Raw genomic sequence first — 19,084 nt, 5'->3', positions numbered from 1 at the left:
CCTGGGCTTCCGCCGCCCGGTCCCCACGGCCGACGCGGACGCCGGTGCCCGGCCCGTCGCCGGTCGGCGTTCCGCCGTCGGTCACGGTGACATCCGGTGCTGACCCGGCGCGGCCGGCCGGATGCTGAGAGCGCTCTCATTCATCGGCCCGCCATGCTCCCGCCGACGGAGCCGTGACCGACGTACTCCCCGGAAAAGGCGCTGATAGCGGCGCCTTGACGGTGGCGAGCCGTTTGCCGGGCACCCCTCCAAGTGAGAGAGCGCTCTCGCACGGCTATTGACTCGACCGGGTAACAGCGTCAGGATCTGCGCAGTGCGGGCTCGGGGACCGCCACGACCGTCGCCGCGCCTCAAGAACGGACCCCCATGACCAGACCCTTCGCCCGATCGGGCGCCCGCCGGAGCGGACTCGCGGTACTGGCCGGCCTCACCGTCCTGGCCACCGGCGCCACCGGCATCCCCGGCGCCGGCGCCGAGACCGCGCGGGGCGACCGGCAGCCGGTGATCGGGCAGCCCGCGCTGGACGCCCGCGGTTGCGCCCGCGTCGAGAAGAACCTCCCCACGCTCGCCGAGTGGCCGAAGGTCAGCAGCAGGATCAAGCGGAACCCGGTCGAGGAGAAGCGGATCGCCAGGATCGTCGCCGGGATGACGCTCGCCGAGAAGGTCGGCCAGATGACCCAGCCGGAGATCGCCGCGATCACCCCGGCGGAGGTCGGGCAGTACTTCATCGGCTCGGTGCTCAACGGCGGCGGCTCGTGGCCGGGGCGGGACAAGCACGCCCCGCAGCGGGCCTGGCTCGACCTGGCCGACGCCTACTGGGACGCCTCCGTCGCGACCAGGACGAAGATCCCCGTCATCTGGGGCATCGACGCCGTGCACGGCAACAACAACGTCCACGGCGCGACGATCTTCCCCCACAACATCGGCCTGGGCGCCGCGCAGGACCCCTGCCTCGTCCGCGACATCGGGGCGGCGACGGCCGTGCAGCTCCGCGCCACCGGCCAGGACTGGGCCTTCGCCCCGACGCTCGCCGTCCCCCGCGACGACCGGTGGGGCCGCACCTACGAGGGCTTCTCCGAGGATCCCCGGATCACCCGCGCCTACGGTTACGAGGCCGTCAAGGGCCTGCAGGGCCGGCACCCGCGCCGCATCGGGCAGGACGGTGTCATCGCCACCGCCAAGCACTTCATCGGCGACGGCGGCACCCTCAAGGGCATCGACCAGGGGGTCAACCCCTCCTCCGAGGCCGAGATGATCAACCTGCACGGCCAGGGCTACTACGGCGCGCTCGCGGCCGGCGCGCAGAGCGTGATGGTCTCCTTCAACAGCTGGACCAACACCGAACTCGGTATCGACGAGGGCAAGCTGCACGGCAGCAAACGCGCCATCACCGGCATCCTCAAGCAGAAGATCGGCTTCGACGGCGTCGTCGTCTCCGACTGGAACGGCATCGGCCAGGTCCCCGGGTGCACCAACGCGAGCTGCCCGCAGGCGATCAACGCGGGCATCGACGTGGTGATGGTGCCCAACGACTGGAAGGCGTTCATCACCAACACGATCGCCCAGGTCGAGAGCGGCGAGATCCCGATGACGCGGATCGACGACGCGGTGACGCGCATCCTGCGCGTGAAGCTGCGCGCCGGCGTGCTCGACGGGCCCAAGCCCTCCAAGCGGGCCTTCGCCGGGTCGGCCGACGCCCTGCAGGCGAAGAGACTCGCCCGGGAGGCCGTCCGCAGGTCGCAGGTGCTGCTGAAGAACAACGGCAGGGTGCTGCCGCTGCCCGCCACCGCCAAGGTGCTCGTGGTCGGCAAGAGCGCCGACAGCCTGCAGAACCAGACCGGCGGCTGGTCCCTGACCTGGCAGGGCACGGGCAACACCAACGCCGACTTCCCCAATGGCACGACGATCCTGGGCGGCCTGCGCGAGGCGCTCGGCGAGGCCGACGTCGCCTTCAGCGAGACCGGCGACGGCGTCGACCCGTCGGCGTACGACGCGGTGATCGCCGTGATCGGCGAGACGCCGTACGCGGAGGGCGTGGGCGACCTGGCGCGGCGCTCGCTGGAGGCGGCCAAGATCTACCCCGGTGACCTGGCCGTGCTCGACAAGGTCAGCGGCAAGGGCGCCCCGGTGGTGACCGTCTACGTCACCGGCCGCCCGCTCTGGGTCAACAAGGAGCTCAACCGGTCCGACGCCTTCGTGGTCGCGTGGCTGCCGGGCACCGAGGGCGGCGGCGTCGCCGACGTGCTCGTCCGGGGCCGGCACCGCGACGGCTTCACCGGGAAGCTGCCGTTCTCCTGGCCGAAGACCGCCTGCCAGACGCCGCTCAACCCGGGTGCCGAGGGCTACGACCCGCTCTTTCCGCTCGGCTACGGCCTGCGCTCCGGGCAGGCCGGGTCCGTCGGCACGCTGGACGAGACCGCGCCCCCGTTCGGGTGCGGTCAGCAGGGCGGCGGCGGCGAGGCGAGCGAGGACCTGGAGATCTTCAACCGGACCGACATCGCGCCGTACAGGAGCTTCATCGGTTCGGCGGACAACTGGGGCGGCACCGAGATCGGGGCCGACGGTGCGGCGGCGCACTCCGCGATCGGCGTGGTGCCCACCGACGTCAACGTGCAGCAGGACGGCCTCAAGGCGACCTGGCACGGCACCGGCCCGGCCCAGATCTACATGCAGGACCCGGCCGGGGGCTCCGACCTGCGCGGCTACCTCAACGCCGACGGCGCGCTGGTCTTCGACACCATCGTCCACCAGGCCCCGGCGGCCAGGACCGTGATCAGTGCCCACTGCGTCTACCCCTGCCTCGGGGAGGTGGTGGCGACCTCCCTCTTCCAAGGGCTGCCCGCCGGGACGAAGACGACCGTGAAGATCCCCATCGCCTGCTTCGCCGCGACCGGGCTCGACCTGGAGACGGTCAACACCCCGTTCCTCGTGTACACCGACGGAGCCTTCTCCGCCTCGTTCGCCAACGTCCGCTGGGTCCCGAAGGCGGCCACCGACCCCGACGCGAGGAACTGCTCCGACCTGACCTGATCCGACGCTCCGGCGGGTCGCGGGCCGCGGCCTGCCGGACCGGCCGGTGGGGGCGGTCAGTCCGTGGGGAGCAGGGTCCCGAGCGGTCCGAGATCGAGGTTGAGGTCGGCCGGCGAGAGCCCGAAACGCTCGCACAGCTCCGTCATGGCCTCCTCAAGGCGCATGAGCGTCAGGCCCAGCACCTCGATCTGCTCGTCGGACAGGTCGCCCTGTTCCATCCGGCGGACGCACTGGCGCTCCACCAGCTGGCGGACGAGTTCGACAAGGGTGAGCACGAGACGGGTCAGGTCGCGCTCGACCGTCTCCGGATCGGTGTCGACGCGCCAGCCGGGCCGGGCGGCTCCCCGGACGCCGGCCCGCCGGCCGGTTCGCCCGGCCTCCCGGGCGTCGGGACGCCACCGGTTGGCACCTGCGGTTCCGGGGGCGCCGGCCCGCCACCGGACGGGCCGGGCCGCCGCCCGGCTGCCGCGAGTCTCCCGCCCGGCTCGCCCGGGACCGCGACCGCTGTCCGCGAGGCCCGGGTACCCCGCGGTCCCGTCGTACCCGGTGTCCCTGAGGTCCGGGCGTCCCGGGTACCCATCATGTCCGTAGCCGTTCACGGCGGGTACCCGTGGTCTCGCGGGGCGGGCGCCCATACGGCCTCGGAGGTGCCGGCCGCCCACACGGTCTCCGGCAGGTCGGGTCCCCGTACGGGCCTCCGGGCGTCGGGCGCCTCCACGGACGTGATCAGGGCGCGCAGGGAGATGCGCACGAGGTCGATGTCGGCGATGGACAGCACCAGGTCACCGGTCACCACCACGCCGCCGGCCAGCAGCCGGTCGAGCAGGTCCACCAGCGCCACGCGCTCGGGCGGGATGCGTCCCTGGGCGGCCAGCTCGGTCCCGCGCGTCCGGTCGGGGCTCATCGCGCGTCCTCCTCGTCCGCCGTGCCGAGATCCATCGCGGTGAAGGAGTACGGCGCCCAGGGGCCGGTCAGCTCCACCTCCACGCCCTGCCCCCGCAGGGCGTCGACGGCGGCGGTGAACTCCTCGCCGCGCTCCTCCTCGACGAGGTAGGCGCCGTTGAGCACCATCCAGTCGTCGCGGCCGGACAGCTGCGGGTCCTGCGGCCGGTGCCTGCGGCTCGCGACGGCGACGGCCGCCAGCTCGGCGTGGACGCGCTCGGCGTGCGCGGCGGCCGCGCGCCACGCCTCGTCCCGGCTGCGCAGGCTCTCCCGGCGGCGTCTCAGGTAGGCCGTGCCGGGCTTTTCCGCCTCCGCGAGACCCTCCCCCTCCGCCGGGGAGCCGGCCGTGACCGGGTTCGCGTACACCTTCACCCCCCACTCCCTGCGCCCGGCGACGCGGGCGAGCACGGCGGCGAAGTCGTCACGCCTGCGGTGCAGCAGGTCGCGGACCTGGTCCTCGCTGCTGTAGATGGTCACGAGCCGGACCGGGGCGGTGGGAGCCCGACCGGCCACGGCCTCCACGACGCGATGGTGCGCGCGGGCCGTCTCCCCGACCCAGTCCAGGTCCTCCAGCGAGCGCCGGAGCGGTTCCTCGCCGAACCGGTCCAGCGGCACGGGGCTCACGTACGCGACGAGGTCGTCGTGCGTGACCGTCCGCACGGGCGCCCCGGCGACCCCCGGGACGTCGGCGGGGGGAGCGCCGCCCGCGCCCAGAGTGATCGCGTAGAGGTACGTCCCCACCTCAGCCACCGCGCCGCTCCTCTCCGGGCTCCCGGGCCGGCCGCCGCACGCCGCGCTCGTCCGCGCCGCGCGGTGAACGGCGCTCCGGTCGTTCCTCCTCCGTACGGGCCGGTGGTCTCTCCTCCGCGCCGATCGCGCGTCCCTCCTCCGCGCGGGTCAGGCGCCTTTCCTCCGCGCCGGTCAGGCGCCCCTCCTCGGCGGCGGCCAGCCTGCGGCGGAGTCTGCGGTTCTCCTCGACGAGGTCGCGGCTCTTCCCGGTGAGCCACGGATCGTGCTCCCACCAGTCGATGCCCAGCTCCCGCGCCGTGTCCACCGAGGCGATGAGCAGGCGCAGCTTGATGGTGAGCAGTTCGACGTCCAGCAGGTTCACGCGGATGTCGCCCACGATCACCACGCCCCTGTCGAGCACCCGCTCCAGGATGTCGGCGAGGTTGGCGGGTTCCCCGCGTCCACCGGCCGCGCCTCCGCCGTACGCCCGGGGGAACACGCCACCGGTCCGTGCCACGTCGGCCATCTCAGCCCGCCCCGCCGTCGGCCCGGCCGCGCCGGTAGCGCCTCGTCCTGCGGTACGACAGCAGATCCCCCTCCGGGTCCATCTCGACCTGGTAGAGCGCGAGCATGTCGCCCGTCGACGGGATGTGGCGGTCCTCCACGACCTCGACCTCGACCAGCCAGCCGTCCTCGGCCCGCTGGACCAGGGTCACGCCCTCGGTGTGCCTGCCGGTGAGGGCGGCGATGTGGCGCAGCCCGGCCATCCCGGCGGTCGCCGCGGACAGGCGGCGGGACCGGCGGCCCGCCCTCCGCGGCGCCTCCTCCGGTTCCTCCTCCGGTTCCTCCTCGTCCTCCTCGAACTCGTTCTCCTCGAACTCGTCCTCCTCGTCGAGGGCTTCCTCATCGGAGGGCTCGTAGGCGTCCTCGGCGGCACTCTCGTCGCGAGTTCTGCGCCTGACAGGCACGAGATCACTCCCCTCGTCGTCCGCCCCGCGGCGCGACCGCGCCGCGGGGCCCGGCTAGCCGATCATCTCCGCGAGGATCCGTTCCGTCTCCTCGGCCTCCTCCTCCGCGGAGATCAGGCCGGCGGCTCTCGCCTCGGCCACCTCCTCCAGGCGCCGCCGCACCGCCGCGGGGTGCCGGAGTTCGAGCTCGGCCTGCTCCTGGATGAGTTCCGCGAGCCGGATCAGCCCGCGCACCGGGGCGAGCGGCAGGCCGAAAACGGCACCCAGCAGGCTCATGGCTCATCACCACCTTGTTGTTCTCGCGCCGCGACGAAGTCGTACGGCGCCATCGGGCCGAGCAGGCGCAGCTCGACCCGGCCCGTCCAGTGCTTGTCGAACGCCTCCAGGACCTGCTCGATCTCACCCTCCCGGCGGGTCTCCACCAGCAGGGCCAGATGGAGGGCGTCGTACTCGTGGGTGGGCTCGCGGACGGCGACGGCGGCGCAGAGCGGTGCGAGGGCTTCGGTCAGCGCCTCGGTGTCGGCCTCCCGCTTCGCCGCGATCACCTCGCTGATCAGCTCACCGATCCGGATCCTGGCGTCCCAGGTCTCCTCCTCCGAGCGGCCCCGGATCTCCTCGCGCAGTTGCGCGATCTCCGGCTCCTCCTCGAGCGTCTCCCGCAGGACGGCCTGCTCGACGTAGCGGCCCTTCACGACGTACTGCGCCCGCCCCTCCAGCTCGTTCAGGGCGGCGAGGAAGTCGTCGTGGTATGGGGCGAGCAACTCGTCGACGACCGCCCGCGTGTCCGTGACAACCGCCCCGAAACGGAGTGGGAGCACGGGGACCTCCCCGGCGGCCTCGTCCAGCAGCCGCTCGTGGGCCATCAGGTCGTCCGGCCTGCCGAGGGGACGGTCGACGGGCACGTCGCTCACCAGCGCGGCGATCTCGCCGTGCCGCACCAGCTCGACCCGGCCGGGCGGGTCGCCCACCCCCCGCGTGTCGGAGGTCAGCTCGACGTCGGCCGGCACGATCCCGTAGATGTAGCAACCGCTGCCGCGACTCCCGGCGGCGCGGGCCCGCTCGGGCTCGGCCGTCCTGGACCTTCCACTTGGGCCGGACATCTCATTCCTCTCTCCGCCGCTTCCGGCGGGGTGCAGGCTCGGGCTCGTACTCCTCGTACTCCTCCTCGTACTCGTCACCCTTCGAGCCGCTGGTCAGGCCGCGGAGCCTCTCCTCGGCCATGTCCAGCAGTCCCTGCGCCGCGCCCTGGATCTTCGCCTTGCTGCCGCCCTGCGTGATGTCCTCCATCAGCTCCGGCAGCCCCTTCTGCCCGCCGGCCTGGTAGAGGTCGAGGCGGTTGGTCGCCTCCGCGAACCGCAGGTAGGTGTCGACGCTCGCCACCACGACCCGCACGTCGATCGTCAGGATTTCGATACCGACCAGTGAGACCCTGACGAAGGCATCGATCACAAGCCCCTTGTCGAGGATCGTGTCGATGACGTCGGCCAGGCCGGACGAGGTCCGGTGGCCGGCCGCCCTGCCTCCCCCTGACGGCTGCACAATGGTCATTGGTCTTCCCCTCTGGGCAGGCCCCCCGGGGTCGCCCCTTCACGTGCCTCTCGGGTCACGCGCGAGCCGCGGCCCTGCGGCGGACCGGGCGGCGGGGCGGTTCCTCCTCCGCCTCCTCCCGCGCGGCGGGCCGCCGGCGGCGTGCCGGGCGCTCCTCCCGGGCCTCTTCCGGTTCCTCCTCGGGTTCTTCCTCTTCTCCGGCCGCCTCCTCGGGCGCTTCCTCCGCCCGTCCCCGCGCGGCGGGCCGTCGGCGCTCCGGGCGTTCCTCGGGTTCCTCCTCCTCGTACGCCTCTTCTTCCGGCTCCTCCTCTTCCAGCTCGCCCTCCTCCTCGGGTTCCTCCTCGGCTTCTTCGGCCTCCGCGCGCTCCTCGGGTTCCTCGTACTCCTCTTCCTCGTAGCCCCTCTCGGCCTCTTCCTCCTCCCGCAGGGCGGTCTCGTGATCCTTCACGACCTTGCTCTCGCGGATCTCGCCGCGCCACCCCTCGATGTCGTCGGGATGCAGCAGCGCCCGGCTCATGACGTGCCGGCGGAAGTGCTTGAGCTCCAGGCGCGCGCGCCTGCCCTGGGCGCGCCAGAGGTTGCCGGTGCGCTCGAAGAGGCCCTGCGGGTAGTACTCCAGGACGAGCAGGACCCGGGTGAGGTCGGGCGTGAGCTCGTGGAAGGTCACCGCGCCGTCGACATGTCCCTTCGCGCCCTTCGAACGCCAGATGATGCGCTGGTCCGGCACCTGCTCGACAATGGTCGAATCCCATTCCCGATGGGACCAGAAGATCTGCGCCCGCCACCCGGTTTTCTCGTCGGACTGCTGCTCGACCCTCTCGACCTTCTTCATGAAGCTCGAGAAATCCTCGAACTGGGTCCACTGGTTGTAGACGAGACGCACCGGGGCGCCGACGTCGATCGACTCGACGATGTTGGTCAGGCGCAGCTTCCCGCTCTGCCCGCCGCCGCCCTTGCCGCCTCCCGTGATCTTCTTGACCAGGCCGCCGATCGCCATCTTGCCCAGCCCTCTCACCACGTCCATCTTCCCGGATCCCCCGCCGGCCAGCGCTCCCAGCAGCCCCGTTCCGGTGTTCTCGACGTAGTCCGTCAGCCGGCCGGTCGCCCCTTCCACCCTGTCGGTGACCGACGACAGCGCCCGCTCGGCGAACGCGCCGAGGAGGTTCCGGAACTCATCAGTGAGCCGGTCCACGGGCGACCCCTGGTCACCTTCCCGGACGGGTCTCTCCCCTGCAGTGTCGGCCATCGAGGTCACCTCCGCGTACGGCTGGTCGCCGCCCGGCTCCGTGTGGCCGTCGCGGTGGTCCGCGTGCCCGCACGGCGCCTCGGCGGGGCCGGCTCCTCCTCGCCTTCCTCTTCTTCACCCTCCTCTTCGCCGGCGCTCCGCCTCCGGGACGCGGCCGCCGTGCGGCCCCGGCCCGCGGCGGCACCGGTGCGCCCGCGGGTGGCCGCGGGTTTCCTGGCGGGCTTCTCTTCCTCTTCTTCCTCTTCCGGTTCCTCCGCGCCTTCCTCTTCGCGCGCCTCCTCCTCGGCTGCCGGGCGTGCCTTCCTGCGTCCGCCGAACAGTCTCCTGCCGCGCGCCGCGGGCTCCTCGCCCACCACGGCCTCCACGCCCTCCTCGATTTCCTCGGGCTCCTCCACGACGCCGGCCCGCTCCCGGCTCCGCAACGACTCGGCCCGATCGTGCAGCCTGCCGCTCAGCGAGTCGATCTGCCTGCTCACCGCGGTCCTGGCCGCGGCCCTGCCCGCGTCCACCAGGTCACCGCGGACACTCTGGGTGATCTTCGCCAGTTCGGGTGAGGAGTTGAGGATGTTCAATGCCTGCTGGATGAGGTTGCCCTGTCCCGCGCTCAACCTCCCGGTCGCGCCGGCGGCCGCCAGCGCCATCGCCAGCCGTAGCTTCTGGCGCCTCCCGAGGAGATAGCCCGCGGCGACGGCCAGGGCCACCCGTGCCCCATTGTTCACGATCACCACTTCCTCCCGGTTGCTCCGCCGCGCGACCGGCCTCTTCGTGGTCGCCTCGGTAGGGGTGCCAGGGAAAAGGACGGCATCGACTTGATTCGACGTGTTTTGTGTTGAATGTGCGGGGAGCATCCTGCCTCGAATGTCCCGTTTCGTACCCTCCAAAGAGTGGATAAAAGCGTTTATAGGTAAAAAAGTTACAAAAAGCGTCATTGTCGGGGAGGCGCCTGTTGCGACTCTTCGTCGCGGCCCTTCCCGGACCGGGCCGGCGGGCGTGGTGGCGGGGTTCCGCGACGGCCGTCCGGATCGCATGGCGGCGGGGGAGCGGCGGCGACGGCGGGCCGGAGGGCGGGGCGGGCGTCGCCGATCGCGGGCGATCGGCGGTCTTGATCAGGTATGATGCCCCGCCGGTCGTCCCGGCCGCTCTTTTTCTCGACGAGAAACGCATGTTATCGGATATGGATTCTTTCTCGTTTTGTCAATCGCTTTCATGATTTGATGGATTTAATGTCGTGCGCTTTTCCCCGTCGTGGAACTCGTTCAACGTTCACGGAGCGGGCCGGCGCCTCGCCGGGATGGCCGTCGGGTGTCTCCCGGTCGCCGTGGAGATCCTTCGGCTCCGTTCGGCGCCCTCTTCGCTTTCCCGCGGGACGTGATTTCCCGTCCCCGGTCCGGGGTGTGCCGCGGCCGGGCCCCGACCGTTTTGTGCGGGCGGGCGGACGGTCGTAAAGGGCGCGTCGTCCTCCGCCCGCGGATCCGGCGTCCTCCTCGCCGGGCCCGCGGGTCCGCCCTCACCGGGTCCGGGGGCTCGCCTCCCGCCGGACGGGCCCGGATCCGTGCTCGCCGTGCTCCGCGGCCGCCGATCCGGCGGCGCCGGTCGAGGGGGACGCGGACGTGTCCGCCCCTCCCGCTCGGCGCAAGGCTTGGTGCCGGTGGGGTGAAACGGGCGAAACATCGCTTCCGTGATGAGGGGGACGGCATGTCAACGGTTACCGGCCCCTAACAGATGCTTTCCGTAACAAGTGAAGCCGTATTCCCGCCAAGATTTGGTCAAGATTTCCAGGATGGTCGCCCCGAAGGAGGAGAGACATACTTGAAAAGCGGGCACAACTACCCCGTTGACCCGTAAAGCGGAGGTTTAGGCCTGGTGAAAAGATCAAAGGCCAGATTCGCCGTGATGTCGATGGCGGTCGTCTCCGCCATACTCGGCGGGCTGACCGGATGTGCGAATCCGGAGTTCACCTACGTCCGCCACGACGACGGGCAGACATACTTCAAGGTCCCGGCGAGCTGGCAGCGGGTCGACCAGGCGGCGCTGGACAAGGCGACCATCGGGGCCGACGCGGAGTCGGCCACCGCGCAGCTGCGCAAGCAGCTCATCTGGTCGATCGCGTATGACGCCCACGCCCAGCCCTCCCCGGACCACCTGCTCGGATACGGCACCGGTGACGAGCCCTTCGTGTTCGCCCGGATCACCAAGCTTCTCCCCGAGGAACAGGACGCCGTCTCGCTGAACGGCATGCGCAACGCCGTCCTGCCCGTGACCGACGCGGTGCGCAAGGAGTACGCGGAGATCCCCGGTTACCCGCTGCAGGACTTCGAGTTGCTCGTCGACGAGGTGCTCCAGCCGGGAGACGGCCTGCGCGGCGTGCATGTGCGGTTCAACTACGCGATCCAGGGCGCGGGTGTCGAGACCTTCGACCTCACCTCCTACCTGGCCGAGGACGGCAAGCAGATGTCCACGCTGCTGATCCGCTGCTCGGCCGCCTGCTACCGGAAACGCGCCGGAGAGTTCGACAGGATCGCGCAATCCTTCAAGGTCAAGCGACTCACCGGGTGAGGAGAAGCCCGTATATGAAGTCACCTCCACCGCCACCCAGCTTCGAAGGACTCCGGGCGCCCGGCTCCGGACCGAACGATCCGCACCCTGACAGACGCAAGCGGATGCCGTTCTGGGACCGGATCAAGTTCGTCCTCATCCTCGGGATCATCTACTTCGTCCTGGTCTGGAATCAGATGGCGTCCTTCGAGGGCATCATCACCTTCCAGGATGCGATGGCCCTCACCGCCCGCGAGGCGCCGTGGATCTTCTGGCTCGTCGGGGCCGAGCTCCTGCGGCAGATCCACTTCTTCGTCAGCGAGCGCTCCGCCGGCTACCACCGGTTCTGGACGCGCGGCGTGTTCGGCGGCTTCGAGCGCTGGACCCACCGCCGCTTCTCCGACTGGAACCGCTTCCGGATGGCGCGCGCCGTCAAGTGGCTGTTCTGGATCGCGGTGCTCGCCCTGATCCTCGGCGAAGTGCTGGACACCTCACCCGCGCTCGCCCTGTTCCAGGCGCCGGCGCTGCTCTGGCAGGCCCTGCCGTACGCGGCGCAGCTCGCCTTCGCCTTCTTCTTCATCGCCTTCCAGTTCATCGGCCTGTTCTGGCTGCTGTCCCGGGGCGGTGTGGAGACGTACTTCCCCGACGACATCAAGACCCGCTTCACCGACGTCTGGGGCCAGGACCACGTCGTCGAGCGGATCAAGGAGAACATCGTCTTCCTGGAGAAGCCCGACGCGATCGAGGAGCGCGGCGGCTACGTGCCCAGCGGCCTGCTGCTGTGGGGGCCGCCCGGCACCGGCAAGACCCTGATGGCCGAGGCCGTGGCCGGCGAGACCGGCAAGCCGTACGTGTTCGTCGACCCCGGCGCCTTCGTCAACATGTTCATGGGCATCGGCATCCTCAAGGTGAAGTCGCTGTTCAGGAAGCTCCGCAAGCTCTCGCTGCGGTACGGGGGCGTGATCGTCTTCTTCGACGAGGCCGACTCCCTCGGCAGGCGCGGCTCGCTCGCGCAGCAGGGCCCCCGGGGCGGCCCCGGGTTCTCCCCGCACGGTGCCGGCTGCCACGGCTTCAACTACCTGGACGACGACACCAAGTGGCTGCTGACCCGGCAGACCGCGCGGGCCCAGGAGCCCGACACCGGCCGCAACCGCTTCTTCATGGGCGGCAACATGGGCGGCGGCGACCCCGGCACGCTCCAGGCGCTGCTCACCGAACTGTCGGGCCTGAAGAAGCCACGCGGCATCGTCAACCGGCACGTCCGGCGGCTGTTCGGCATGCAGCCCAAGCCGCCGCCGAAGTACCGGATCCTGGTCATGATGGCCACCAACATGCCCAACTCGCTGGACGAGGCGCTGCTGCGGCCGGGCCGCATCGACCGCATCTACAAGGTGGGCTACCCGTCCAAGGCGGGCCGGGTCCGCACCTACCGGGGATACTTCGACAAGGTCAACCACGAGCTCACCGACGAGCAGCTCGACAAGCTGGCGACGATCACACCGTACGCCACCGGTGCCACGATCAAGGACCTGGTGAACGAGTCGCTGATCACCGCGATCCGCGACGGCCGCGAGGTCATCACCTGGTCGGACGTGACCCGGGCCAAGCGCCTGAAGCAACTCGGCCCGCCCGAGGACGTGGAGTACATCGAGCGCGAGCGGCACGCGGTGGCCGTGCACGAGGCCTGCCACGCCGTGGCGGCCTACCGGACCCGCTACCACCTCGAGATCGACATCGCCACCATCGAGAAGGGCGCCGACTACCTCGGCATGGTCGCGAGCATCAAGCCCGAGGACCAGTTCACCCGGTGGAAGTCCGAGCACGAGGCCGACATCATGGTCTCGCTCGCCTCGCTGGCGGGGGAGCGGATGTTCTTCGGCGACGACAACTCCTCCGGTGTCTCCGGCGACCTGTTCTCGGCGACGTACCTCACCGCGCTGATGGAGGCGCACTGGGGCATGGGCCGCGGGGTGACCTCGGTGCCCGCGCTGCAGGAACTGGACATCATGGGAGGCAAGTCGATGCCCGGGCCGGGAGGCGGCGGCGGGGGCATCGGCTTCACCAAGCCGCCGGGCGGCGCCCAGCCGATGGCCCCCGACGTGCTGGGCGAGCGCATCGAGTACAACCTGGTGCGCCTGCTCGACAAGACGGAGGAACTGCTGAGGGAGCACCGGCGGGAGGTGCTCTGCCTGGCCCACGCGCTGGAGACGCACAAGACGCTCAACGGCGAGGACGTGGTCGCGGTCCTGGAACAGCGCCAGGGCCCGCTGGTGGACGGCTCGGTCTACGCCTCGGACGACTTCTACGCCGAGATCGAGGAGTACCACCAGGAGGCCGCGCGGGCCCACCGCGAGCACAGCCACGTCTCGCGCGCCCTGCCGGTCCCGGTGGCCGTGCCCCGGCTCGAACCGGCCGCCGCGGTCATCCAGGGCGCGGTGGTCAACGGCAACGGGCACGGCGCGGCGGTCTCCACCGCGGTCGCGCCGGCCGTGGTGGCCGAGCCGGAGTTCGTGCCGTGGGGCCAGGGCGACCCGGTGCCGCGGCCGTCCGGTTCCACCCCTCCGCTCCTGCCGCCTCCCGACACCCCCGCTCCGCGCCGGCGGGGACTTCGGGCGCTGTCCGTGGTCGTCGTCAGCCTGATCGCGCTCGCCGCGTTCACCATGCTGGGCGTCTACGCGCTCAACGGCGGGACGGCCACGATGGGCCGGATGCCGGGCACACCGGAGTCGGGCACGCTGCTGGTGGTGTTCGTCGCCGTGCTGGCGGCGATCGCCGGGGCGGGCGTCGTCGCCGCGCTCACCAGGGGGGTGCAGGCCGCCCGCGCCAGGGCGGAGGCCCAGCGGGACCGCGCCGTGGAGCGCGCCCAGCTGCTGGCCGCGGCGATGGACCCCCAGGTCGCGATGCGCATCCTCGGCTACAACGGCGGTGACGACCGGCCGCCGCGCTGAGGTTCCGGCGGCCGGGGATTCCGGGGGAACCGCCGAGCGGTTCCCCCGGAGGCCCTTTAGTCGAACTCGCCGTCCTTCACGCCGCCGAGGAAGGCGTCCCACTCGCTCCGCGTGAACGCCAGCGCCGGACCCTCCGGGTCCTTGGAGTCGCGGACGAGGTACAGCTGGTCGGCGTCGGCCTTGTGCCGGGCCAGCGCCGGGTCACCGGGGACGACCGCCACCTCCACGCAGTCGCCTCCGGTGCTGCGACCGCTCTTGCGCCACCGGGCGCCGGACAGATCCATCGTGGACCCTTGCACTCTTTCTTCTCTCCTCGCTAGGTGGAAAACCTTCTCGCCATCTGGGCGATGAAGGATGCCGACGTCTCCGTGTCGAGAGCCATGTCGCAGAGGCTTCCGAACATCGAGGTGTATCGGCGCACTTGCTCGGGGTCGTCCGGTACCACCCCGCTCGCCGCCTGCTCCAGGTAGAGCAGATCGGGATCTTCGTTGTCGGGGAAGCTGAGCAGGCAGAACTTGCCGTCCATGGCCGCGTGCGCCCCCGCGGAGAACGGGAGGACCCGGATCTCCACGTTGGGCAGCCCGCCGAGCCGGACGAGATGCTCCAGCTGCTCCGCCATGATGTCGCGCCCGCCGATCTGGCGCCGGACTACAGCCTCGTCGAGCACCGCGACGAGGCTGATCGGGTCGTCGGGCCCGTACAGCAACCGCTGACGCGAGATGCGCACGGACACCGTCTCCTCGACCTCGGAGGGGGTCTGGACGATGGAGGTCGCCCCGATGACTGCGCGTGCGTACGGCTCGGTCTGCATCAGCCCGGGGACGACCAGAGGCTCGTACGTGCGCACGATCGATGCCTCCGCCTCCAGGCCGATGTAGAAGTCGAAGCCCGGCTTGAGTGCCTGCCGGTGCGAGTGCCACCAGCCCCGTCGCCGGGCCTCCACGGCCATCTGGATCAGGGAGTCGCGGGCCTCCCCGGTCACGCCGTACACCTCGGTGAGGGCCGATACGTCGGAGGGCCGGGGACGGGTCAGCCCCGTCTCGTACCTCCAGACGGTGGTGTCGGTGGAACCGATCAGCTCGGCCACCTCCACCCGCGACAGCCCGCTGTTCTCTCGTAGACGGTTCAGTTCAGCGACCAGGCGGCGATGACGGGCCGTGGGGCTGCGCCGAGAAGCCACGCATCTACCTCCCTCCGTCCTACTGACAGGAAACTGTGGAATCTCAACATGAGGTATTGCAGTCCTTGATAGAACAGTTCACCGTGAGTGAGTGTGCCATCTCGAAGCGCGACGTGCATGGAATATGCGTGTCGGGGAGTGAGGTCTACGATGACGACCGGACGGCAGGCCGTCTCACCTCGATCCACCGTGACCCTCAAGGGGGTCCCGGAGTCGGTGTCGGTGGCGCGGCGCCGAGTCAGGGAACTCCTGGGTGAGGGGCACCCCGCCTCCGACGACGTCATCCTGCTGGTCAGCGAGGTGGTGACGAACTCGGTGGTCCACTCCGGCTCCGGCGGCGGCGGAAGGGTGGCGATGACCGTCGCGGTGGAGCCCGACGTCGTCTTCGTTGAGGTCTGCGACGCGGGGTCGGGCGCGTCGAGGCCGCATGTGCGCGTCGACCCCGAGGCCGAGAGCGGCCGGGGAATGTTCCTGGTCGACCTGCTCGCCCGCCGGTGGGGCGTTCTGGACGACGACTCCCGGGGCTCCCGGACGCTCTGGTTCGAGGTCGCGTTCTGACCGGGTCAATCCGGGGCCATCCGCGGCAGAGGCCTCTCCTGCCCGGCGGCCTCCGGCAGATGGCGCAGGAACCACTCCCGGGCCAGGTGGGCCACCTGCTCCAGGGTCCCCGGCTCCTCGAACAGGTGTGACGCCCCCGGGACGATCTCCAGTCGCTTCTCGCCGCGCAACTGCTCCATCGCCTCGCGGTTGAGCGTGATGACGACGGTGTCGTCCCCCCCGACGATCAGCAGCGTCGGCTGGTGGACCGACCGGAGTGCCTCCCCGGCGAGGTCCGGGCGCCCGCCACGGGAGACGACCGCCTTCACCAGGGTGGGGCGGGCCGCGGCGGCGACGAGCGCGGCCGCCGCGCCCGTGCTGGCGCCGAAGAGCCCGGTGCGCAGACCGGCCGTCGGCTCGTGATCCGCCAGCCAACCGGCCAGCGCCGCCAGCCGCACGGCCAGCCGGCCGATGTCGAAGCGGAACTCGCCCGTCAACGCGTCGGCCCGCTCCTCGGCCGGGGTGAGCAGGTCGACCAGGACCGTGGCCAGGCCGGCCCGCTGGAGCTCGCCCGCCACGTAACGGTTGCGCGGGCTGTGGCGGCTGCTGCCGCTGCCGTGCGCGAACAGCACCAGGCCCCGCGCCGGTCGCGGCACCGTGACGTCGGCCTCCAGCACGACGTCCACGGCCGGGATCTCCAGCCGCTCCAGGTTCATCCGGACGGCGTTCATCGCCTTCCTCCTCTGGCGCGGGGAGGTCCCTCCCCCCGGATCGGGGGGAGCGGGCCACCCCTGTTCGTCGGGTACGTATGCGTGGTCCCGCCGGGCGCGCGCCCGGCGTCCGACACAGCCGCCACCTCCGGCCGGTGCAGTCACCCCATCACCCGTCCCATGCCCAGCGCGCGGCGGCTGATTATGGGCAGTGCGCAGGTGTTGCGGGTTTTACCGTCACTCGTCCCGGCCTTTTGACAGGCGGCCCCGATCCGCCGTGAGGGCGGGAACGACGACCGGCCGCCGTTTCCGCCATTCGGGCAGGGCGCTCAACTGCTTCTTGCTCAGGAAGAGTGTCCTGAGGGCGGGGAGGTTCCACAGTGCTTCGGGCAGGGTGGTCAGGTGGGTTCTGCTCAGGCTGAGTTCGGTGAGGGCGGTGAGGTTTCCCAGCGTTTCGGGCAGGGCGGTCAGCGGGTTTCCGCTCAGGCTGAGCTTGGTGAGGGCGGGGAGGTTCCACAGTGCTTCGGGCAGGGTGGTCAGGTGGGTTCTGCTCAGGCTGAGTTCGGTGAGGGCGGTGAGGTTCCCCAGCGTTTCGGGCAGGGCGGTCAGCGGGTTTCCGCTCAGGCTGAGCTTGGTGAGGGCGGGGAGGTTCCACAGCGCCTCCGGTAGAGCGGTCAGCCGGTTTCCGCTCAGGCTCAGTGTCCCGAGGGCGGTGAGGTTCCCCAGCGCTTCGGGCAGGGCGGTCAGCTGGTTCTTGCTCAGGATGAGCGTCCTGAGGGCGGTGAGGTTCCATACCGTCTCGGGCAGGGCGGTCAGCCGGTTTCCGCTCAGGCTCAGTGTCTTGAGGGCGGTGAGGTTTCCCAGCGCTTCGGGCAGGGCGCTCATCGAGTTGTCACTCAGGTTGAGCTCGGTCAGGTGAGTGAGGTCGTCGATCGATTCGGTGAATGCCTCCACACCGAGCCCGGACAGGTCGAGCGTGGTGTACCCGCGCCGCAGGCACATGTCGATTCGTATTCCGGCGGTGTCCCGGCCGTTCCCGATCCCCGTCAAGATCTTTCTCCTCCTCGTCGCCGACGCGTCCGGGCTCGGCCCCCGTGCCGCTTCGGGTGCGGGGACCACCGGCGAGGCTAGAGGCCGGCGCTGGAGACGGACTTGTAGATCACAGGCATGGCCCCGGTCGCGCGTGATCCGCCCGCTCCGCGGTGGGCCGGCACGGGGTGGCCCGGCGGCGCACTGCCGCCTGCCGCGGCCCGGGCCCGGAAAATTGGGCCTTTGCCAATCAACGACCTTGCTTGACTCTCGGTGCAGGCGCGCGACAACCCCCTAAATCGCGCGTCTGAGGAGGACGCAGGTGAGACGCCGTCTGATCGTGGTGCTCGCGGTCCTGGCGCTGTTATGCCTCGGCATCACCGGGGCGGGAGCGTCGGCGGAGCCGCCCCCGAACAGCCAGTACAAGGTCCAGGGACCGAGCACCTCACAGCAGCGCAGCGCGATCGCGGCGATCGGCGCCGCGATCGACCAGGTCGATCCTGACTCGGTCGTGGTCACCGCCAGCGAAGCCGAGGTCGCCGAGATCAAGAAACTCGGCTACACCGTCACGAAGATCCCCCGACCGTTATCCCCGGCCGGGCCGGAACAGCGCGCGGACTTCCCACCGGCCGACTCCGGATACCACAACTACGCCGAGATGACCGCCGCGGTGAACCAGATCGTCGCCGATCACCCGACGATCGCCCGCAAGATCAGCTACGGCACCTCGTACGAGGGTCGCGACCTCATCGCCGTAAAGATCAGCGACAACGTCGCCACCGACGAGAACGAGCCCGAGGTCCTGTTCACCCACCACCAGCACGCCCGTGAGCACCTGACCGTCGAGATGGCGATCTACCTGCTCAACCTGTTCACCGACGGCTACGCCACCGACAGCCGCATCGCGGGCCTGGTGAACTCCCGCGAGATCTGGATCATGCCGGACCTCAACCCCGACGGCGGCGAGTACGACATCGCCACCGGCTCCTACCGCTCCTGGCGCAAGAACCGCCAGCCCAACTCCGGCTCCTCGTACGTCGGCACCGACATGAACCGCAACTGGGGCTACAACTGGGGCTGCTGCGGCGGCTCCTCTCCCACCCCCTCCAGCGACACCTACCGCGGCTCCGCGGCGGAGTCGGCCCCCGAGGTCAAGGCGGTCGCCGACTGGGTCCGCAGCCGGGTGGTCGGCGGCGTGCAGCAGATCAAGTCCCACATCGACTGGCACACCTACAGCGAGCTGATCCTGTGGCCGTACGGCTACACCACGGCCGACACCGCCCCCGGGCTGACCCAGGACGACCGCGACGCGCACGCGGCCCTGGGCCAGAACATGGCCTCCACCAACGGCTACACCCCCGAGCAGGCCAGCGACCTCTACATCACCGACGGCACGATCGACGACTGGCTGTGGGGCGTCTACAAGATCTTCAGCTTCACCTTCGAGATGTACCCGACCGGGGCGTCCCCCGGCTTCTACCCGCCCGACGAGCAGATCGTCCCGCAGACGACCCGCAACCGGGAGGCCGTGCTCCGCTTCCTGGAGTACTCCGACTGCGTCTACCGGATCATCGGCAAGGAGTCGCAGTACTGCGGCACCGGCAACCCGCCGGTGACGGTCTACTCCGACACCTTCGAGACGGCCACCGGCTGGACCGCGAACCCCGCGGGCACCGACACCG

Annotated in this window: 19 protein-coding genes; 5 read left to right on the top strand and 14 right to left on the bottom strand. The window is 70.7% G+C overall.

Going from position 1 to position 19,084, the window contains the following annotated elements; translation table 11 throughout:
- Positions 1-366: 366 nt before the first annotated feature.
- The gene (locus ABD841_RS22145; RefSeq protein WP_344974890.1) at positions 367-3,030 is read left to right on the top strand and encodes a glycoside hydrolase family 3 N-terminal domain-containing protein; all 2,664 of its coding nucleotides are present in this window, start codon (positions 367-369) and stop codon (positions 3,028-3,030) included.
- Between the two features lie 56 nt (positions 3,031-3,086).
- On the opposite strand, the gene ABD841_RS22140 is transcribed toward ABD841_RS22145, so the two are convergent.
- The 10 genes from ABD841_RS22140 to ABD841_RS22095 are packed head-to-tail and all read right to left on the bottom strand — an operon-like array spanning position 3,087 to position 9,188.
- Entirely contained in the window at positions 3,087-3,629 is a 543-nt protein-coding gene (locus tag ABD841_RS22140; protein ID WP_344974887.1) for a gas vesicle protein K, read from the bottom strand.
- A complete protein-coding gene (locus ABD841_RS22135; RefSeq protein WP_344974884.1) occupies positions 3,626-3,934 on the bottom strand; it encodes a gas vesicle protein in 309 nt (102 codons plus the stop codon). The genes ABD841_RS22140 and ABD841_RS22135 overlap by 4 nt, the downstream gene beginning before the upstream one ends.
- Complete coding sequence (locus tag ABD841_RS22130) at positions 3,931-4,722, bottom strand: GvpL/GvpF family gas vesicle protein (protein WP_344974881.1); 792 nt, start codon at positions 4,720-4,722, stop codon at positions 3,931-3,933. The genes ABD841_RS22135 and ABD841_RS22130 overlap by 4 nt, the downstream gene beginning before the upstream one ends.
- Positions 4,715-5,227, bottom strand: coding sequence for a gas vesicle protein (locus ABD841_RS22125; RefSeq protein WP_425582023.1), 513 nt, complete (start codon positions 5,225-5,227; stop codon positions 4,715-4,717). The genes ABD841_RS22130 and ABD841_RS22125 overlap by 8 nt, the downstream gene beginning before the upstream one ends.
- Before the next feature lies 1 nt (position 5,228).
- A complete protein-coding gene (gene gvpO / locus ABD841_RS22120; protein WP_344974875.1) occupies positions 5,229-5,669 on the bottom strand; it encodes a gas vesicle protein GvpO in 441 nt (146 codons plus the stop codon).
- Positions 5,670-5,723: 54 nt separating this feature from the next.
- A complete protein-coding gene (locus ABD841_RS22115) occupies positions 5,724-5,945 on the bottom strand; it encodes a gas vesicle protein GvpG (protein WP_344974872.1) in 222 nt (73 codons plus the stop codon).
- The gene (locus ABD841_RS22110) at positions 5,942-6,769 is read right to left on the bottom strand and encodes a GvpL/GvpF family gas vesicle protein (RefSeq protein WP_344974869.1); all 828 of its coding nucleotides are present in this window, start codon (positions 6,767-6,769) and stop codon (positions 5,942-5,944) included. Before ABD841_RS22110 ends, ABD841_RS22115 begins: the two co-directional genes overlap by 4 nt.
- Position 6,770: 1 nt before the next feature.
- Entirely contained in the window at positions 6,771-7,217 is a 447-nt protein-coding gene (gvpJ, locus tag ABD841_RS22105; RefSeq protein WP_344974866.1) for a gas vesicle protein GvpJ, read from the bottom strand.
- A gap of 55 nt (positions 7,218-7,272) precedes the next feature.
- Positions 7,273-8,463 (bottom strand): SRPBCC family protein, encoded by a 1,191-nt coding sequence (locus ABD841_RS22100; RefSeq protein WP_344974863.1) that lies wholly within the window; start codon positions 8,461-8,463, stop codon positions 7,273-7,275.
- 5 nt (positions 8,464-8,468) lie between these two features.
- Complete coding sequence (locus tag ABD841_RS22095; RefSeq protein ID WP_344974860.1) at positions 8,469-9,188, bottom strand: hypothetical protein; 720 nt, start codon at positions 9,186-9,188, stop codon at positions 8,469-8,471.
- A 1,138-nt stretch (positions 9,189-10,326) separates the two neighbouring features.
- On the opposite strand from ABD841_RS22095, the gene ABD841_RS22090 reads away from it, so the two are divergent.
- Both ABD841_RS22090 and ABD841_RS22085 read left to right on the top strand, forming a co-directional pair.
- Complete coding sequence (locus tag ABD841_RS22090; RefSeq protein ID WP_344974857.1) at positions 10,327-11,019, top strand: hypothetical protein; 693 nt, start codon at positions 10,327-10,329, stop codon at positions 11,017-11,019.
- A gap of 104 nt (positions 11,020-11,123) precedes the next feature.
- Complete coding sequence (locus ABD841_RS22085; protein ID WP_344974854.1) at positions 11,124-13,946, top strand: AAA family ATPase; 2,823 nt, start codon at positions 11,124-11,126, stop codon at positions 13,944-13,946.
- Positions 13,947-14,002: 56 nt separating this feature from the next.
- Here the strand turns inward: ABD841_RS22085 and ABD841_RS22080 are convergent, their stop codons facing one another.
- Both ABD841_RS22080 and ABD841_RS22075 read right to left on the bottom strand, forming a co-directional pair.
- Positions 14,003-14,230 carry a DUF397 domain-containing protein gene (locus ABD841_RS22080; protein ID WP_344974852.1) on the bottom strand — a complete coding sequence of 76 codons (228 nt, stop codon included), beginning with the start codon at positions 14,228-14,230 and terminating at the stop codon, positions 14,003-14,005.
- Positions 14,231-14,262: 32 nt separating this feature from the next.
- Positions 14,263-15,126 carry a helix-turn-helix domain-containing protein gene (locus ABD841_RS22075; protein WP_344974849.1) on the bottom strand — a complete coding sequence of 288 codons (864 nt, stop codon included), beginning with the start codon at positions 15,124-15,126 and terminating at the stop codon, positions 14,263-14,265.
- Positions 15,127-15,276: 150 nt separating this feature from the next.
- On the opposite strand from ABD841_RS22075, the gene ABD841_RS22070 reads away from it, so the two are divergent.
- Positions 15,277-15,684, top strand: a complete 408-nt coding sequence (locus ABD841_RS22070) for an ATP-binding protein (protein WP_344974847.1) — start codon at positions 15,277-15,279, stop codon at positions 15,682-15,684.
- A 5-nt stretch (positions 15,685-15,689) separates the two neighbouring features.
- Here the strand turns inward: ABD841_RS22070 and ABD841_RS22065 are convergent, their stop codons facing one another.
- Complete coding sequence (locus ABD841_RS22065) at positions 15,690-16,394, bottom strand: dienelactone hydrolase family protein (protein ID WP_344974844.1); 705 nt, start codon at positions 16,392-16,394, stop codon at positions 15,690-15,692.
- A gap of 216 nt (positions 16,395-16,610) precedes the next feature.
- Positions 16,611-17,423 carry a leucine-rich repeat domain-containing protein gene (locus tag ABD841_RS22060; protein ID WP_344974842.1) on the bottom strand — a complete coding sequence of 271 codons (813 nt, stop codon included), beginning with the start codon at positions 17,421-17,423 and terminating at the stop codon, positions 16,611-16,613.
- 301 nt (positions 17,424-17,724) lie between these two features.
- Between ABD841_RS22060 and ABD841_RS22055 the strand changes: the two genes are divergently transcribed.
- Positions 17,725-19,084 (top strand): M14 family metallopeptidase (locus ABD841_RS22055; protein WP_344974838.1); only part of this gene is annotated, 1,360 nt, incomplete at its 3' end.

It is taken from the genome of Streptosporangium fragile, assembly GCF_039534445.1.
Taxonomy (GTDB): Bacteria; Actinomycetota; Actinomycetes; order Streptosporangiales; family Streptosporangiaceae; genus Streptosporangium; species Streptosporangium fragile.
This window is presented reverse-complemented; position numbering and strand designations above follow the sequence as displayed.

Coding starts and splice junctions, on each gene's coding strand:
- ABD841_RS22100 (WP_344974863.1), bottom strand. CDS start 8,463: ATGGCCGACACTGCAGGGGAGAGACCCGTCCGGGAAGGTGACCAGGGG.
- ABD841_RS22145 (WP_344974890.1), top strand. CDS start 367: ATGACCAGACCCTTCGCCCGATCGGGCGCCCGCCGGAGCGGACTCGCG.
- ABD841_RS22065 (WP_344974844.1), bottom strand. CDS start 16,394: ATGAACGCCGTCCGGATGAACCTGGAGCGGCTGGAGATCCCGGCCGTG.
- ABD841_RS22115 (WP_344974872.1), bottom strand. CDS start 5,945: ATGAGCCTGCTGGGTGCCGTTTTCGGCCTGCCGCTCGCCCCGGTGCGC.
- ABD841_RS22125 (WP_425582023.1), bottom strand. CDS start 5,227: ATGGCCGACGTGGCACGGACCGGTGGCGTGTTCCCCCGGGCGTACGGC.
- ABD841_RS22070 (WP_344974847.1), top strand. CDS start 15,277: ATGACGACCGGACGGCAGGCCGTCTCACCTCGATCCACCGTGACCCTC.
- ABD841_RS22110 (WP_344974869.1), bottom strand. CDS start 6,769: ATGTCCGGCCCAAGTGGAAGGTCCAGGACGGCCGAGCCCGAGCGGGCC.
- ABD841_RS22135 (WP_344974884.1), bottom strand. CDS start 3,934: ATGAGCCCCGACCGGACGCGCGGGACCGAGCTGGCCGCCCAGGGACGC.
- ABD841_RS22080 (WP_344974852.1), bottom strand. CDS start 14,230: ATGGATCTGTCCGGCGCCCGGTGGCGCAAGAGCGGTCGCAGCACCGGA.
- gvpJ (WP_344974866.1), bottom strand. CDS start 7,217: ATGACCATTGTGCAGCCGTCAGGGGGAGGCAGGGCGGCCGGCCACCGG.
- ABD841_RS22085 (WP_344974854.1), top strand. CDS start 11,124: ATGCCGTTCTGGGACCGGATCAAGTTCGTCCTCATCCTCGGGATCATC.